The 15,322-nt window shown below is 63.6% G+C and carries 17 protein-coding genes; 8 read left to right on the top strand and 9 right to left on the bottom strand.

The annotated features are described in order from the left end of the window. The first annotated feature begins 1 nt into the window (after position 1). The 5 genes from IB258_RS02300 to IB258_RS02280 all read left to right on the top strand — a co-directional run bounded on the left by IB258_RS02300 (position 2) and on the right by IB258_RS02280 (position 5,561). Positions 2-889, top strand: a complete 888-nt coding sequence (locus tag IB258_RS02300) for an ABC transporter permease (protein WP_192352062.1) — start codon at positions 2-4, stop codon at positions 887-889. Positions 890-913: 24 nt separating this feature from the next. Beyond that, positions 914-2,458, top strand: a complete 1,545-nt coding sequence (locus tag IB258_RS02295; protein ID WP_175180882.1) for a class I adenylate-forming enzyme family protein — start codon at positions 914-916, stop codon at positions 2,456-2,458. Beyond that, on the top strand, positions 2,455-3,234 hold the full coding sequence (locus IB258_RS02290) for an SDR family oxidoreductase (protein WP_175160704.1): 780 nt from the start codon (positions 2,455-2,457) through the stop codon (positions 3,232-3,234). The genes IB258_RS02295 and IB258_RS02290 overlap by 4 nt, the downstream gene beginning before the upstream one ends. A 605-nt stretch (positions 3,235-3,839) precedes the next feature. After that, on the top strand, positions 3,840-4,094 hold the full coding sequence (locus IB258_RS02285; RefSeq protein WP_175213306.1) for a hypothetical protein: 255 nt from the start codon (positions 3,840-3,842) through the stop codon (positions 4,092-4,094). Positions 4,095-4,274: 180 nt separating this feature from the next. Then, positions 4,275-5,561: a hypothetical protein gene (locus tag IB258_RS02280; RefSeq protein WP_192352061.1), complete on the top strand. Its 1,287-nt coding sequence runs from the start codon at positions 4,275-4,277 to the stop codon at positions 5,559-5,561. A gap of 44 nt (positions 5,562-5,605) precedes the next feature. Here the strand turns inward: IB258_RS02280 and IB258_RS02275 are convergent, their stop codons facing one another. Then, on the bottom strand, positions 5,606-6,124 hold the full coding sequence (locus IB258_RS02275; protein ID WP_054454641.1) for an O-acetyl-ADP-ribose deacetylase: 519 nt from the start codon (positions 6,122-6,124) through the stop codon (positions 5,606-5,608). A 179-nt stretch (positions 6,125-6,303) separates the two neighbouring features. On the opposite strand from IB258_RS02275, the gene IB258_RS02270 reads away from it, so the two are divergent. Continuing rightward, the gene (locus IB258_RS02270) at positions 6,304-7,230 is read left to right on the top strand and encodes an alpha/beta hydrolase (RefSeq protein WP_192352060.1); all 927 of its coding nucleotides are present in this window, start codon (positions 6,304-6,306) and stop codon (positions 7,228-7,230) included. 30 nt (positions 7,231-7,260) lie between these two features. On the opposite strand, the gene IB258_RS02265 is transcribed toward IB258_RS02270, so the two are convergent. Continuing rightward, the gene (locus IB258_RS02265) at positions 7,261-7,671 is read right to left on the bottom strand and encodes a VOC family protein (protein WP_192352059.1); all 411 of its coding nucleotides are present in this window, start codon (positions 7,669-7,671) and stop codon (positions 7,261-7,263) included. Positions 7,672-7,781: 110 nt separating this feature from the next. Further along, positions 7,782-8,675: a LysR family transcriptional regulator gene (locus tag IB258_RS02260; protein ID WP_054454645.1), complete on the bottom strand. Its 894-nt coding sequence runs from the start codon at positions 8,673-8,675 to the stop codon at positions 7,782-7,784. Between the two features lie 109 nt (positions 8,676-8,784). Here IB258_RS02260 and IB258_RS02255 point away from each other — a divergent pair, with 109 nt between their 5' ends. Together IB258_RS02255 and IB258_RS02250 are read left to right on the top strand one after the other, a co-directional pair. Further along, complete coding sequence (locus IB258_RS02255) at positions 8,785-9,681, top strand: NmrA/HSCARG family protein (RefSeq protein ID WP_192352058.1); 897 nt, start codon at positions 8,785-8,787, stop codon at positions 9,679-9,681. A 1-nt stretch (position 9,682) separates the two neighbouring features. Beyond that, a complete protein-coding gene (locus tag IB258_RS02250; RefSeq protein WP_192327666.1) occupies positions 9,683-9,943 on the top strand; it encodes a DUF2798 domain-containing protein in 261 nt (86 codons plus the stop codon). Between the two features lie 39 nt (positions 9,944-9,982). On the opposite strand, the gene IB258_RS02245 is transcribed toward IB258_RS02250, so the two are convergent. The 6 genes from IB258_RS02245 to IB258_RS02220 all read right to left on the bottom strand — a co-directional run bounded on the left by IB258_RS02245 (position 9,983) and on the right by IB258_RS02220 (position 15,228). Beyond that, complete coding sequence (locus tag IB258_RS02245; protein WP_175160693.1) at positions 9,983-10,612, bottom strand: TetR/AcrR family transcriptional regulator; 630 nt, start codon at positions 10,610-10,612, stop codon at positions 9,983-9,985. Further along, on the bottom strand, positions 10,609-10,926 hold the full coding sequence (locus IB258_RS02240) for a multidrug efflux SMR transporter (protein WP_054454653.1): 318 nt from the start codon (positions 10,924-10,926) through the stop codon (positions 10,609-10,611). The genes IB258_RS02245 and IB258_RS02240 overlap by 4 nt, the downstream gene beginning before the upstream one ends. Before the next feature lie 34 nt (positions 10,927-10,960). Continuing rightward, positions 10,961-11,698, bottom strand: a complete 738-nt coding sequence (locus IB258_RS02235; RefSeq protein ID WP_192352057.1) for an SDR family oxidoreductase — start codon at positions 11,696-11,698, stop codon at positions 10,961-10,963. A 66-nt stretch (positions 11,699-11,764) separates the two neighbouring features. Continuing rightward, a complete protein-coding gene (acdA, locus tag IB258_RS02230) occupies positions 11,765-12,970 on the bottom strand; it encodes a 3-sulfinopropanoyl-CoA desulfinase (RefSeq protein ID WP_192352056.1) in 1,206 nt (401 codons plus the stop codon). Between the two features lie 53 nt (positions 12,971-13,023). Continuing rightward, the gene (locus tag IB258_RS02225) at positions 13,024-13,983 is read right to left on the bottom strand and encodes a tripartite tricarboxylate transporter substrate binding protein (protein WP_125470389.1); all 960 of its coding nucleotides are present in this window, start codon (positions 13,981-13,983) and stop codon (positions 13,024-13,026) included. Between the two features lie 57 nt (positions 13,984-14,040). Then, entirely contained in the window at positions 14,041-15,228 is a 1,188-nt protein-coding gene (locus tag IB258_RS02220; RefSeq protein WP_192352055.1) for a CaiB/BaiF CoA-transferase family protein, read from the bottom strand. Between the last annotated feature and the right edge of the window lie 94 nt (positions 15,229-15,322).

Below are 15,322 nucleotides of genomic sequence, written 5' to 3'. Positions count from 1 at the left end.
CATGTCCGCATCCCCTACCCTCGCTACTGCCCTGCCTGCGGCATCCCCCCACGGCCGCGCCTCGTTCGCCGCGCGCTTTGCGCGCAACCGGGGCGCCGTCGCGGGCGCCGCGCTGCTCGTCCTGGTCGCCTTCCTGGCGGTGGGCGCAGGCTGGCTATATCCCACAGACCCGCTGCGCATCGTCGCCGCGCCGGAGGTCTGGCCGTTCGAATCCTGGCGTCATCCGCTGGGCACCGACTCCATGGGGCGCGACATCGCCGCCATGATCGCCCACGGCGCGCGCGCCACCCTGCTGATCGGCCTGGTGGCCGCGGCCACCGCCACGCTGATCGGCGTGAGCGTGGGCGCGGCCGCGGCCTGGGCCGGCGGCTGGGTCGACGAGGGCCTGATGCGCGTGGCCGAGCTGTTCCAGATCATTCCCAACGTCGTGTTCGTGCTGACGGTGGTGTCCATTCTGGGGCCGCGCATCGAACACATCACACTGGCCGTAGGGTTGGTGTCCTGGCCGCCCATCGCGCGCCTGACCCGGGCCGAGTTCCTGTCCTTCAAGGAACGCGAGTTCGTGCAGGCCTGCCGCGCGCTGGGTATGAGTCCGTTGCGCATCGTCGCCGCGGAAATCCTGCCCAACGCCCTGCCTCCCGTCATCGTGATGTCCTCGCTGGTCGTGGCCGGCGCCATCCTCTACGAATCGGTGGTGTCCTTCCTGGGCCTGGGCGACCCCAACATCGCCAGCTGGGGCCGGCTGGTCGGCGAAGGCCGCAGCCTGATCCGCTCTTCCTGGTACATCTGCGCCGTGCCGGGCGTGGCCATCATGCTGGCCGTGCTCTCGTTGAACCTGGTCGGCGACGGCCTGAACGACGCGCTCAACCCCAAGCTGCAAAAGCGCTGAGCCGCATTCTTTCCGGAAAATTCCATGACGCATTCCCTGCTCAATCTGGGCCATCTGGCCGACCCGGAACTGTCTTCCGATCTGCCCGCCATCATCGACCTGCGCCAGTCCGACACGCCGCGGCATTACACCCACGCCCAGGTCCGCCTGCTGGCGGGCGGCGTGGCCGCCTGGCTGTCCGCGCGCGGCCTGGCGCCGGGCAGCCGCGTCGCCATCGCCGCGCTGAACCGGGCCGAGTACCTGATCGCCTATTTCGGCATCATGCGGGCGGGCTACGTGGCCGTTCCCGTCAACATCAAGCAGTCGCAAGAGAACATCGACTATGTACTGCGCGACGCCGGCATCGCGCTCGCACTGGTGGATGGCCCGCGCCGCGCCGCCTTCGAAGCCAAGGTGCCGGTGCTGGACTTCGACGACGCCGGTCCGCAAGGCTTTGCCGCGCAGATCGCGCCCACGGACTTCGGCTTCGTCACGCCTCAGGCCGACGACATCGCGCAGATGCTGTACACCTCGGGCTCCACCGGCAAGCCCAAGGGCGTGCCGCTCACGCATCGCGGCCAATTGTGGGCGCTGGCTGCCACCTCCGCCGCCGTCGTCGCCCGCGCCGGCGTGCAGGAACGATACCTGCTGGCCCAGCCGCTATTCCATATGAACGGCCTGTTCATGGCCAAGCGCGCCTTCGCCAGCAACAGCCTGCTGGTGATCCAGCCTTCATTCGATGTCGCCGCCTATGCCGACGCGCTGGAGCGTTACCGCATCTCTGTCCTGACCGCCGTGCCCACCATGTTCGCGCGACTGGTCAAGGACCCGGCGCTGCTGCAAGGACGCGACCTGTCGGCGCTGAGCCGCGTCATGCTGGGCTCGGCCCCCATGACCGTGGCGCTGCTGGAACGCATCCAGCGCGCCCTGCCCGGCGTGCGCGTGACCCACGGCTACGGCACCACCGAGGCCGGCCCCGCCGTGTTTGGCCCGCATCCCGACGGCCTGCCCACGCCCGCGCTGGCGCTGGGCTACCCGCTCGATCCCACCCAGGTGCGGCTCGCTGACGGTCCTGGCCCGGACCAGGGCGTGCTGCTGATGAAGAACCCCGCAGTGCTCGCCGGCTATCACAACCTCCCGGAAAAGAGCGCACAGGTGCTCAAGGACGGCTGGTACTACAGCGGCGACGTGCTGCGGCGCGACGCCGACGGCTTCTATTACTTCGTGGGCCGCGCCGACGACATGTTTGTCTGCTCGGGCGAGAACATCTATCCCGTCGAGGTCGAGAAACTGCTGGAATCGCACCCCGACGTGCGCCAGAGCTGCGTGGTGCCCTTGGCCGACGAGGAACGCGGCCATATCCCCGTCGCCTTCGTCGTGCGCCGCGACGGCAGCCGACTGCATGCCGATGCGCTCAAGCGCCACGCGCTCGAGCACGGCCCCGCCTACCAGCATCCGCGGCGCATCCGCTTCGTGGATGAACTGCCCTGGGCCGGCACCAACAAGATCGACCGCAACGCGCTGCTGCTTGCCGCGCGCGAACTGGAAGCGCAGCATGCGTGGACCCAACCCGAAACGGAAACGGCATGAGCCAGACTGAATTCCCCGACAGCCTCGTGGGCAAAACCGCGCTCGTGACCGGCGCCAGCCGCGGCATCGGCCGCGCCATCGCGCTGGCCCTGGGCCGGCGCGGCGCGCGCGTCGCCGTGCACTACAACAGCGCTGGCGATGCCGCCGACGAGGTCGTGCGCCAGATCCAGGCAGCTGGCGGCCAAGCCTGGGCCTTGCAGGCCGACCTGGCGCTGGCGGACGCCGCCGCAGCATTGGCGCGGGACTTGCGCGCCTCGCTCAAGGAACGCTACGCCGACGACGGCCTGGACATCCTGGTCAACAACGCCGGCGTGGGCCTGCGCGCCCGCCTGCCGGAAGTCACTCCTGACGCGTTCGACCGGGTGCTGCAGGTCAACCTGAAGACCCCCTTCTTCCTGATCCAGCAGACCCTGCCTTTCCTGCGCGACCATGGCCGCATCGTCAACGTGTCCTCCATGGGCACGCGCGCCGCCTATCCGGAAATGAGCGTCTACGCGCCGGCCAAGGCCGGCCTGGAAGCGCTGACCCTGCTGCTGGCGAGCGAATTGGGCGCACGCGGCATTACCGTGAACGCCGTCCTGCCCGGCGCCACGGCCACGGACCTCAATGCCCGCGCACGCGATCCGGAGCAGAGCAAGGTCATTGCCCAGACGATTGCATTGGGGCGCGTGGGGCAGCCTGAGGACATTGCGGACATCGTCGCCTTTCTGGCGTCGCATGAGGGGCGCTGGATCACGGGGCAGCGTATTGATGCGACGGGCGGGCAGCGGCTGTAGGATTGGCTGGCCGCATCATCGTTGATCGGCAGCGCATGTTCCGCTCGAAGCAAGCCCAAGCATTCCCAAGTCAAATACCGACCCAAAAACGGTCGTAGACATGCTCAGGGATATCCCTGAAAATCGCCAATTCTCCGGGAGTCAGAGTAAGGGAATGAGGTGGAAATTCCAGAGCTTGAGCAAATCGACGCCGTATTATCGGGCCGCGTGTGGAACTTGGTCCATCGCTACTGTGGTGGCGCCTGGAGCCGTCTGCCACCGAGTTGGACTGTTTCGTTTTCGGAAATTTCTGCGGAAGCTCGGCGGCGCGGCTTGGGCTGCTTTATCACTACGAAGCCAAACGATGATGGCAATTGGCTAGTGGAAACTGCGTCAGGCTACGCAATCTTGTACCTGGAACGAGGCCTCCGAAGGACGATCCACGGAGAATTCAGCCACCTTGAACAGGCATTTGAAGCCTGGCTGGAACTTGAAATGAGGTTTCATCTACTTCCGATATTCCGATAGGTGCCCGTGGATGTACGACGCCTGTCGAAGTATCGCCGTTATGCGTCGACCCGTTTTTCCCCCAAAGAAACGCCGAGGCGTTATCCCAGCGCCCGGACATGCTGATCAACAATGCAAGCGTAGGCCTGCGCGGCCACCTGCCGGTGGACGCGTTCGATTGGGCACTCCAAGTCAACCTGAAGATCCCCTTTCTTGATCCAGCAAGCCCTGCCCGTCCTGCGCGATCATGGGCGCATTGTCAACGTGTCCTCCATGAGCACCTGCAGCGCATATCCGGAAATACGCGAATACCCGCCGGCCCGGCCACCAAGGTGCCGGCCATGTGGACAATCGCCATACTGAATACCGGCTAGTGCACGTCCCGAGATAGGCGACTGCCTTGCCAGCTTCCAAAGCTCGACGAACTCGAACGTTCAGCGCTAAAGTCAACGTCATCGCCACGACGTTCAGGCCGGCGATCCGCGTCACACTTGCTGTTCCGAAAACCGTTGGCGAGCGGTGCAACGCACCCGAACGAGTACGGAAAAATACGCATGAAGCGCAAAAAGAAGTCGGCGCCAACCGCCGCTGTGGTGCCCGCGAGCCTTCCGGCAGAGCTGCTTAGCCAGCTCCGCGGCATGCAATTCGGCTTGATCATGCTCTCGATCGCGATCTTCGTCGGCGTTGTAAATAGCCAATTCCATAAGCTGAACACCGCGCTGACACAAGCCCTTCAGATCCGGGAGGTCATGAGCCGCTGGCCTGCCCTACGACAGCAGATTTACCTGGACTCGATCATTCCAGTGGCAGGCGACTTTGCATCGCTTAGTGCAATCGGAGTGATGCAGATGAACAATCCTCCCCCAATTGAGCTGTGGTTTCAGGGGTACGCGGAACTGCAGCCCGAGCAGCTGTGGGCATACGCAGCTTGGCAATTTGACGCCGACTTGTCTTTGTCCAACCGCTCGCTTGCAAGCTTCGAGGATCTTTGGGATGCACTACGACGCGGCGTGGTCGTCTCGGGCCCCAACATAAAGTTCCCAAGCAACATCCAGGAAAGGAACTGTAAGGTGCGGGTTCGCCGCTCGTTCTCTGGTGTTGAAGCCGATTCCTACATCCACAGCATGTGCTTCAAGGCACGATCGGAACCACCCGACGATGACTATCCGCCGGCATCGACACGCTTGAGCAAGCCTCATGCACCTTCCGGGGTTGACAAGAATCAGGTAATCGACCTGATCCTGGAACTCGGGCCTACACGTTATGAGCCCAGGCGCGACGTGCAAATCACCATTCCGTTCGAGCTTGTGCAGGCGCCCATCGACCCATACGCACTCCAAAAAATGTATCCGGCATGGCGCAGCGGCACATACGCCGCCGCGTTTCATGAGTTGGCGGAAGTCTCCGACGGCTTTCAGGATTTTGATATTGACGAGGCAATTCAGCGCGTGAAGGCTCTTCACTCCGCAAGCGACCAGGCAGTAGATCTATTTGGCCTCAAGCTGCCCCGTGAGGGTGCGATTTTTGGGGCTATGGTCATTTTGGCTTGCGTGCAAGCGTACTTCCTGATTCTTCTCCATGACTTGCTCAGGCGTATTCAAAAGTCAAACCAAAAACCGGATCACGCAGCATGGTTCGGACTACATCCTTCGGCCAGCATGCTGGCGGCGACTCTGATTTCTGCCGCCGCCCTGCCATTGTCCGCAGCAGCGGCTCTCGCCTGGACACTAGAAAAAGTCAATCCGGCCGCGCTCGCGGCAGCCTTCATCTCGGCCTGCCTGAGCCTCTTCGTTGGACTGGCGCTTTGGCGGCTGCACCGGTTCATTCGAACGCTGAACTAGGTCAGCGGGCCATGTTGCGCCTTGGCGACCGCGCCTTTGCAGAGTCATGCATGTGGCCCATTCAAGATGCGCTCATATTGAATGAGATCTTCCGCTGAGAAACAGCAGAAGATCACCTCCCGTATGGATGAGTCCTCAGCCAGGCTTTCGCGGACGCTTGCGACGGCCACCTCTGTCGCCCGCTCAATAGGATACCCATATATCCCCGTGCTGATGCTGGGGAACGCAATCGACTTGACCGCTCTTTCTTGCGCCAGCTCGATGCATCGGCGATAACAGCTGGCCAGCAGCGCCGGTTCTCCGCCATCCCCGCCCCGCCACACCGGCCCCACCGTATGAATGATGTATTGAGCGGACAGGCGATAGGCCTTGGTCACCTTCGCGTCCCCCGTCTTGCAACCGCCCAGCAATCTGCATTCGTGCACTAGATCCGGGCCCGCCGCGCGATGGATGGCGCCATCGACGCCGCCGCCGCCCAGCAATGAGGAGTTCGCGGCATTCACGATGGCGTCCACCTCGAGCTTCGTGATGTCTGAACGGATTGCGCGCAGGGTTGTGGCCATGATTTTGCTCCTTGAGGTACGAACGCCGTCGCCGCGGCGCATTTGCAGGGCGATCTTCCTGGCAGCAAGTTTGAGGAACTCGTCACGTCTGCTGGCGGCAACGGACCGGGATTATGGTGCCAGTCTACAATTCCGCCCACTTCATGTGCTCAAACTTGCTGGCTGCCGAGCCTTCCCCCATGCAACGACGCCTTCTGAATGCCCTGTTGATTGCCCTCCTCGTCAGCTTCGGCCTACATGGCGGCCCGACGCAAGCCCAGGCCCAATCGACGCCCAAGATGCAATCTGGCGAGGGTCGCCCATACGAAATCGCCGATAGCGAAGTCTGGGACGTGCCCGATCCCGTGTCGGGCCGCGGCTATCAGGTCTACGTCGCCTTGCCGCCGTCCTATGCGAAGCAGCCGCAACGGCGCTACCCCGTGCTTTATGTTACCGATGCCGACTATGCCTTCCCTATCATCCGGCAGTTGGCGCGCCGCCTGAACGTGGAAGGACCGCGGATCGAGGAGTTCATTCTTGTCGGCCTGTCATATGACAAAGGCGAGGATGGCGGAGTCAGCCGCCAGCGCGACTACACGCCTACACCGAACGGCCCAAGCACCGCGCCGGCCAATGCGGTCCATGGTCAGGCGCGGGCCTATCAAGCGTATCTGCGCGATCAGGTAAAGCCTTACATCACCGCCCGCTACCGGACCGACCCGGCCAGAGCCCTCTTTCTCGGCCACTCCTATGGGGCGCTGCTGGGGACGCAGATCCTGTTCACCGAGCCCGGCATGTTCAACGGCTATGTCCTCGGCAGCCCGTCCCTCTGGTACGACAAAAGGCATGCCTTGAAGCTGGAAGCGGGCTATGCCCAGCAGCATCGGGACCTGACGGCGAATGTCTTTCTTTATGTTGGCGCCTACGAAGCCCTGCGCAAAGGCGACCGGCGCTACAACCAGACGGTGGACATGGTCGCCGACAACCGGGCGCTGGAGGCGGCGCTGCAAAGCCGGAAATATCCAGGTTTGAAACTGAAGTCCGTGGTCCTGAATGACGAGGACCATCTCACCGTGGCGCCGCGTGGCTTTATGCAGGCCTTGAGATATCTGCTGCCGGTGCGTTGACCTAATACAGAGATCCAACCTGCGCCAGCCCTAGATCGCAGGCCCCTTCAGTTCGATCTGATTGCCGTCGGGATCAAAGCAATAGATCGAAAGTCCCTCGCCTTCCGCGCCATATCGCATCACGGCCTTGTCCGCCGCAATGCCGAAAGTTCGCAGATGCTCGAGGATGGCCGTTTCATCGAACGGCTCGACGCGAAGACAGAAGTGGTCCAGGTTGTGCCGGTCTTTCCCTGGCGCTGCCCCGCCCGCGGCGCCCAGAGGCCCCTGCACATCGACCAGATCGACCATGGAACCGCCGGCGCTCAGATGGATCATTGCGTACTCATCGTTCTTCTTCTTGATCTCGCAGCCCAGTACTTTCGTATAGAAGTCCACGCTACGCGTCAGGTCCTGAACCCTGAGCACGACATGGTCCAAGTGCTTGATCTGAAATACCGGCATGATGATCCTCCTTGGAGCGAAAGTGCGCATCAGGATACGGGGATTCTTAGTCTACCGTGCCGCGCTTGGGATAGTAGCGGCGCCCTCGCCCGCAGACTCCCGCGGCGCCCCTAGAACCGATCGAGCTTCAGCCCAGCCGCCAGATAATCAATAAAAGCCCGCACTTTGGCAGGCGGAAGCCTGTGCTCCTGCCAAAGCACGTGTATGGGCACAGGCTTGGACTCGAACGCTTCGAGTATGACCTCCACCTGCCCCGCATCCAGCAGGTGCCTGATCTGCCATAGCGGCGAATAGCCGATGCCGAGTCCGGCGCTGACCGCGGAATAGATCGCCGCCATCGTGTTGGTCCGGAACGGACCCCGCACCCCGACGCTGCGCCGCTTGCCGTCTATCTCAAAGGCCCACTGCCCCGAGCGTTGATCGAGAGTCCTGACAATGCAGGCGTGCTGCCGCAGGTCCGAAGGATGCGCGGGACGGCCATACTGTTCGAAATAGGAAGGCGATCCGAATACGACTCTGCGCAAGGCTCCCAATCGTCTTCCCTGCAAGCCGGAATCCGGCAGGTCTGCGATGCGCACGACCAGATCGAGGCCTGCGGCGGACAGGTCGACAAAGGTATCCGTCAATTGCAGATCGACTTCCATCTGCGGGTATGCGCGCATGTACTGCGCGATGATCGGAACCAGGAAGTCCGGCCCGAACAGTACCGGCGCGCCGACACGCAATATGCCCGACGGCGCGGCTCGGCGGTCTGCAACCTCCAGCCGGGCCTCGCCTATTTCCTCCATCGCCGGTTTGACCCGCCGGAAGAACGCCTCGCCCGCTTCGCTGAGAGAGCAATGCCGCGTAGTGCGATGGATCAGTTGCACGCCGACGTCCTCTTCCAGCGCGGCAAGAGAACGGCTGACGGCCTGTAGCGAGCGGCTGAGATGGCGCGCGGCTTTCGTCAGACTTCCCGTTTCAGCGATGTGGATGAACGCTTCCAGGTCTTCGAGGCGGCTCATTATTTATCTCGTATAACGTGATTCACATTCATATTTCACAAGTATTGTTCCACTAATCGGTAGAAAATACACTGCCTTCGTACCCACATGCATACGAAGGAGAAACCCTGTGAACGGCACTCAGCCCACGGTTTTGGTCGTAGGAGCCACCGGCAAATTCGCCGGCCTGGTCGTTCCTGAATTGCAGCGGCGCAAGGTCGCGGTCCGGGCGCTCGTCCGCGACGAAACACGCGCCGCTCAGGCCCGCTCGCTGGGAGCGACCGAGACCGCCATCGGTGACCTCCGCGACGTCAACAGCCTCGCAGCCGCAACGCAAGGTGTGGACGGCGTCTTTCATATCGGCCCCGCGTTCACCGCAGACGAAGCGCCCATGGGCGTTGCCCTGGTCGACGCGGCCAAGCGCAGCGGCGTGAGGAGGTTCGTCTTTTCATCGGTCATCCAGCCAACGAACGTGCGACTGGCCAATCACGCCAGCAAGATCCCGGTGGAGGACGCGCTCTACTCGTCGGGACTGGAATACACAATCCTGCATCCCGCGAACTTCATGCAGAACATCGGTTTGGCCTGGCCGTCGATCCGCGACCATTCCCGCTTCAGCGAGCCCTTTCCCAAAGACACGAGAATCGCCCGCGTGGACTATCGCGATGTGGCCGAGGTTGCCGCGATCGCCCTGACCGAGGACAGGCTGGCCTACGCGACCTTGGAGCTATGCGCCGGCATGTACAGCCGCATGGACATCGTGACGGCCCTGGCCGAGGAGCTGGGATCTCCGGTCACTGCATTGGAGCCCGGTTTCAACGCGTGGGCGCAAGACGCGCGCCTGCCTTATGGCGAACAGCAGTTGCTTCTTCTGTCCAAAGTCTTCGATCACTACCGGGCCTGCGGGCTTGGAGGAAACAGTCTTGTGCTGAAGGCTGCACTCGGACGGGATCCGCGTTCACTGCGCGAGTACGTCAAGGACCTGGTGGCCGAGAAACAAGCGGCGCGCGGCGGCAAGGAGTATTGAGATGGCTGACCATTCATCAAGCCCCACCCTGAAAAAGCTCCCGCGGCACTATGCCCCCGTTCTGATGCCGCTGGTTCTTTCCGTGTTCATGTCGGCCATCGTTTCAGCGGTGGCGACCGCCGCGAGCGTGGGCGTGGGTCCCGACTTTGTCCTCAACTGGCCCAGCGCCTGGGGAGCCTCGTGGATAGTGGCTTTTCCCAGCCTCTTGCTGCTGCTGCCTGTCGTGCGGCGGATCGTCGCCTGGATGGTGGTCTCGCCCTAAGCTGGCCCGCAAGCGCTGCGACGAGCTGCGCCGGCAATGTCAACCGGCCGGCCACGCAAGCATCGCGGCATCAATGATCATGTTGAGCTTTTTCGCGCCCGCGCCATCGCGGGCCTGGATCGACAGGCCTTCAAGCACGGTCGTGTAGAAGGCGGCAAGCTGCCGGACATCGGCGGACGGCGCAAGGTCGCCCTCCGCAATGCCTTGCGCAAGCCGTTCCCTCAGCGTCGATTCTCCTTCCTCCCGATTTGCGGCAAGAAACGCACGCACGCTCTCGTTCTCAGGCGCGCCCAGCAGCGATGACAACACGATCATGCACCCACGCGGGCCCTCGTTGACGGCATAGGCGCGCGCGTTCGATCGCAGCATGGTTTCGACGGCCTCGCGGGCCGTCCGCGCTGCGCTGAGGCTCTGCGCCGTCGCTCGCCCTTCGACGCGGTCGTAAAGTTCGACGGCCTGCCGGAAGATTTCCTCCTTGCAGCCAAAGGTCGCATAGAGGCTGGGCTTGTTGACGCCCGTGGCGCTGACCAGATCCTGGATCGAGGTGCCTTCATAACCTTGCGCCCAGAAGGTACGCATGGCCGCCAGCAAGGCCCGGTCCTTGTCGAACGCCTTCGGACGCCCGATTTTCGGCGCGGTGGCCGGTTTAGCTTGATTGCCAGAATTCACGTTTCAATTATCCGCAGGCCCGCCACGCCTATGCCTATCAAGCCCAGGAACAACAGCTTGGCCGATGACATGTGCTCGCCGAGCACCAATGTGCCGAAAACCGCCACGCCGAAAGCGCCTATGCCCACCCAGATGGCGTAAGCGGTGCCCACCGGCAGATGCTTCAGGGCCAAGGCCAGCAGGACAAGACTCAGCATGGCGACGCTTATGCCGATCAGGCTCGGCCAGAACCGCGTCAATCCGTCGGCCTGCTTCAGTGCCAATGCCCAGACGATTTCAAGCATGCCGGCCAGAACCAGGAAACCCCATGCCATCTGAATCCCCATTTCTGTTGGACTTCCCGCAGCCCTAGGCGGTGAAGCCGCCATCGATGGCGAGCGACGCGCCGGTGATGAATTGGCTCTCGGCCCCCGCAAGATAAGCCACGGCTGCGGCAATTTCCTCGGGTTCGGCGTAGCGTTTGACCGCCATGAGTTCCAACTCGGCGGCTACCGCCGGACCATCGGCAGGATTCATATCGGTGTCAGTCGATCCCGGATCGACGATGTTGACCGTGATGCCGCGGCCGCCGACCTCCCGAGCCAGGCCCTTGGTGAATCCGATGAGCGCCGACTTGCTCATCGCGTAGAGCGTCACGCCCCCATAAGGCACGCGTTGCGCGAAGCAGGAGCCGATGGAAATGATGCGTCCGCCGGTCCCCATATGAGCCAGCGCGGCCTGCGAGGCCACGAATACCGCCTTGGCGTGGATCGCCAGGGTGTCGTCGATTTCCTCGAGCGTGGCGTCCTCGACAGGCCCGAAGGGGAACACGCCGGCGCTATTGACCAGTATGTCCAGCCTGCCCAGTTTCCCTGCGGTCTGCTCCACCGCCGCACGGACGGCGGCCGGATCGCGGCTGTCCGCCCTGATGGCCAGGACCCTGGCGCCGATTGCGCCAAGTTCCTGGGCGTAGTCTTTCGCGGTCTGATCCGACTTGGCATAGGTGAAGGCGACATCGGCGCCCCGTTCCGCGAACCTGCGAACGATAGCGGCGCCGATGCCACGCGTGCCCCCGGTGACCAGCGCAACCTTGCCTTGGAATTCCATCGCCGAGCTCCTTTTATACCGATCGGTTCAAAAGATGCTACGCGCAGCGGAATTCGTCGTCAAGCATCACTTCCCGCGGATATACCCATCCCGCGTCTGCGGCAGCTTCATCCCAAGCACGGCGGAAGCGACCTGGGTGCGCAGGATCTGCGCGGTGCCGCCCGCGATGGTGAACATGCGCGCATCGCGCACATGGCGTTCCATCGGCAGGTCGCGTCCATAGCCGGACGATCCATGCAGCTGCAAGGCGTCGTTGGTCACGCGCTGCGCCGTTTCGGCCGCGTAGATCTTGGCCTGCGCGGCCAGCGACAGGTCCGGAAAGCCAAAGGTCCGCGCCGTGCCGCTGCTTGCGGCCGCATGCAGCATGTGCCGCGCCGCATTCAACTGGATGGCCATGTCGGCAATCATCCACTGCAAGCCCTGGAACTCCGCTATCGGCCGGCCGAACTGCTGGCGCTGCTTGACGTAGTCGACGGCTTCTTCAAAGGCGCCCTGCGCGATGCCCAACGCCACGGTGCCCGCGCCCACGCGCTGGGCGTTGTAGGCTTGCATCAGCCCGGCAAAGCCGCGCTTCAAGCCCTCCGGCGGAACCACCAGCATGGACTTGTGCACCTTGAGATCCCGGAACGCGATGTAGGTCTCGGGTATACCCCGCACGCCCATGGCGTAGGAACGCTTGGCGATCTCCAGGCCATCGTCCTCGGCGTCCGGTTCGCGCACGTGGATGAAGGCGCCTATGCCCAGATCCGCGCCGTCGTCGAACACGCGCGCAAAGATCAGGTGCAGGCGAGACACCCCGCCCCCGGTGATCCAGTATTTCTCGCCGTTGATGAGGTAGTCATCGCCCTGACGGACTGCGCGAGTGCCCATTTCGCTGGCCGCGCTGCCGGCCTGGGGTTCCGAGATGCAGATGGCGGGCTTGTCGCCAGCCAATACACACTCGGCGGCCAGCGCCTTCTGTTCATGGGTGCCGTACTGCATGATGGCGCCGATCGCGCCCATGTTGGCTTCGACGGTGATGCGCCCCATGGTGGCGCAAGCCTTGGCCATTTCCTCCACGACCAGGACTGTATCTAGATAGCTTAGGCCCCGCCCACCGTACTCGCGCGGGATCGTCATGCCCATGAAGCCGTTTTCGCGCAGTTGGCGGACGTTGTCCCAGGGATACTGCTCGGATTGGTCGGTGGCTGCGGCTGTCGGTTTGAATACGGTCTGCGCCAGCTCGCGCGCGCGCTGCTGCAGTGCCAATTGCTCTTGGGAAAGTTCAGTCATGGTTCATCCTTGCTACGTGCAAAACTCCGGCCGGGCCGCCAGGCCCGCCGGCATCAACCCACCTTGATATCCGCGCGCCGCGCCACCTCGGCCCAGCGCTCGACTTCGCTGCGCGTCAGCGCGGCCAGCTCCTGCGGCGTGCCGCCGCCCGCATCCGCGCCCAGTGCGATCCACCGCTGCACGAAAGCCGGGTCGGCGAATGCCGCGTTGACCGCCGCATTGAGCACGCGCACCACGTCTGCGGGCGTGGACGGCGGCGCATAGATGCCGTACCAGCTGGTCGCGTCGTAATTGGCCGCGCCGCTCTCCGCCGCCGTGGGCACATCGGGCAAGCTGGGTGAACGGACCTTCGACGTCACCGCGATGGCGCGCACGCTGCCCGCCCGGATGTGCTGGATGGCCGAAGGCATGGTTTCGAACATCATGTGGACGTTCCCGGCAATGATGTCCACGATCGCCGGCGCGGAACCGCGATATGGCACGTGCATCATCTGGGTGCCCGTGACGTTCTTGAAATATTCGGCCATCAGGTGCTGCATGGTGCCCGCGCCCGGCGTGGCATAGCTGTACTTGTCCGGGTTGGCCTTCAGCAGCGCCACCAGCTCCTGCACATTCTGCGCGGGCAGATCCTTGTTGACGATCAGCGCATGGTTGACGCGCCCCAGAAAGCCCACCGCCGTCATCTCGCGGATGTCGTATCCCAGCTTCGGATACACGGACTGGGCGATCGCGTGATGCACCGCCCCGAACAGGATTGCGTAGCCGTCGGGTCGGGCCTTGGCCACGGCGTCAGCGCCCAGCGTGCCGCCGGCGCCGCCGCGGTTTTCCACGATGACCGACTGGGCCAGGCTGGCGCGCATCGGCTCGGCCAGCTGCCGCGACAGGATGTCCACGGTTCCGCCCGGAGCATAGGGCGCGACCAGCCTGATGCTCTGCGACGGGTACTTGCCCTGCGCGAATGCGCGGCTCAAGGGTGTCAATGCGGCCAGCGCCAACAACTGTCTCCTATCCATGCCTCTCTCCTCTTGTATCCGCCGTCGTCGCAGCGGTGTTGTCTAAGGTGTGTGATGTCAGCCCGCCGTCCAATCGCGCAGGATCTGCTGCGCATGCTCGTTCAGGCGCGGCGGCGGCCTGCGATACGACACCGGCGTGGCGGAAAGCTTGAGCGGGTTCGCCAACAGGTTGAGCTCGCCGCCTTGCGCCCACGCGCAGGGCATGCGCAACTGCGCGCCGCGGGCCTGGACGTGCGGGTCGCTGAACACATCGCGTAAATCGTTGACGGGGCCACAAGGCACGCCCACGGCTTCCAGCTGTTCCAGCCAGGTTTTCCTGGAGCGCAGGGCCAGTGCGTCCTGTACCCGTTGGCAAAGTTCGGCGCGGTGGGCGACGCGGGCCGCATTGGAGGCGTAGCGCTCGTCGTCCGCCAGCCCGGCCAGGCCTGCAACCTCGCAAAAACGCCGGAACTGCGCATCGTTGCCGACGGCAAGAATCATGGGACCGTCCGCCGCGTCGAATACCTGGTAAGGCACGATGTTCGGGTGGCCGTTGCCCAGGCGCGCGGGCAACTCCTGCTGTGCCAGGTAGTTGGTTCCAGCGTTCACCAGCCAGGCGATCTGGCTGTCCAGCAGCGAGATGTCGATGTGCTGCCCCTGACCGGTCAGGTCGCGGTGGCGCAGCGCAGCCAGGATGCCGACGGCGGCATACATGCCGGTCATGACGTCGGCGATGCCCACGCCCACCTTCATGGGCGTGCCCTGCGGCTCGCCGGTAAGGCTCATGATGCCGCCCATGCCCTGGATCAAAAAGTCGTAGCCCGCGCGCTTGGCGTACGGACCCGTCTGCCCGAATCCGGTGATGGAGCAATAGACCAGGCGCGGGTATCTGCTCTTGAGCTGTTCATAATCCAGCCCATGCTTGGCCAGGCCGCCGACCTTATAGTTCTCGACCAGCACGTCGGCATGGTCCAGCAACTGATGCAGCGCGTCCCGGCCGGCCTCGGTGGCGATATTCAGCGCGATCGACCGCTTGTTGCGGTTGGCGCTCAGGTAGTAGGCGCTTTCGGCGGTCGCGCGGCCGTCCTGGTCGTTGATGTAGGGCGGCCCCCATTTCCGGGTGTCATCGCCTTCCTCCGGCTTTTCCACCTTGACCACGTCCGCGCCCAGGTCGCCCAGCAGCTGCGTCGCGCTCGGGCCCGCCAGGATGCGAGAGAGGTCCACGACACGCACGCCGCTGAGCGCGGAAGCTTCCACTGACTGCATACGCCTTCTCCATCAGAGTCGATCGATGCAGTCTAAAATTCGCAATCTTCACCTTCAATTGAGTTTTTTTTCAATATGAAGGGCAGCCTTCGCG

Origin of the sequence: Achromobacter sp. ACM02, from assembly GCF_014851605.1 — a bacterium.
In the GTDB taxonomy this organism is placed as follows: Bacteria; Pseudomonadota; Gammaproteobacteria; order Burkholderiales; family Burkholderiaceae_B; genus Achromobacter; species Achromobacter aegrifaciens.
The sequence above is the reverse complement of the archived record's forward strand: the minus strand, read 5'-3'. Positions and strand labels throughout refer to the sequence as shown.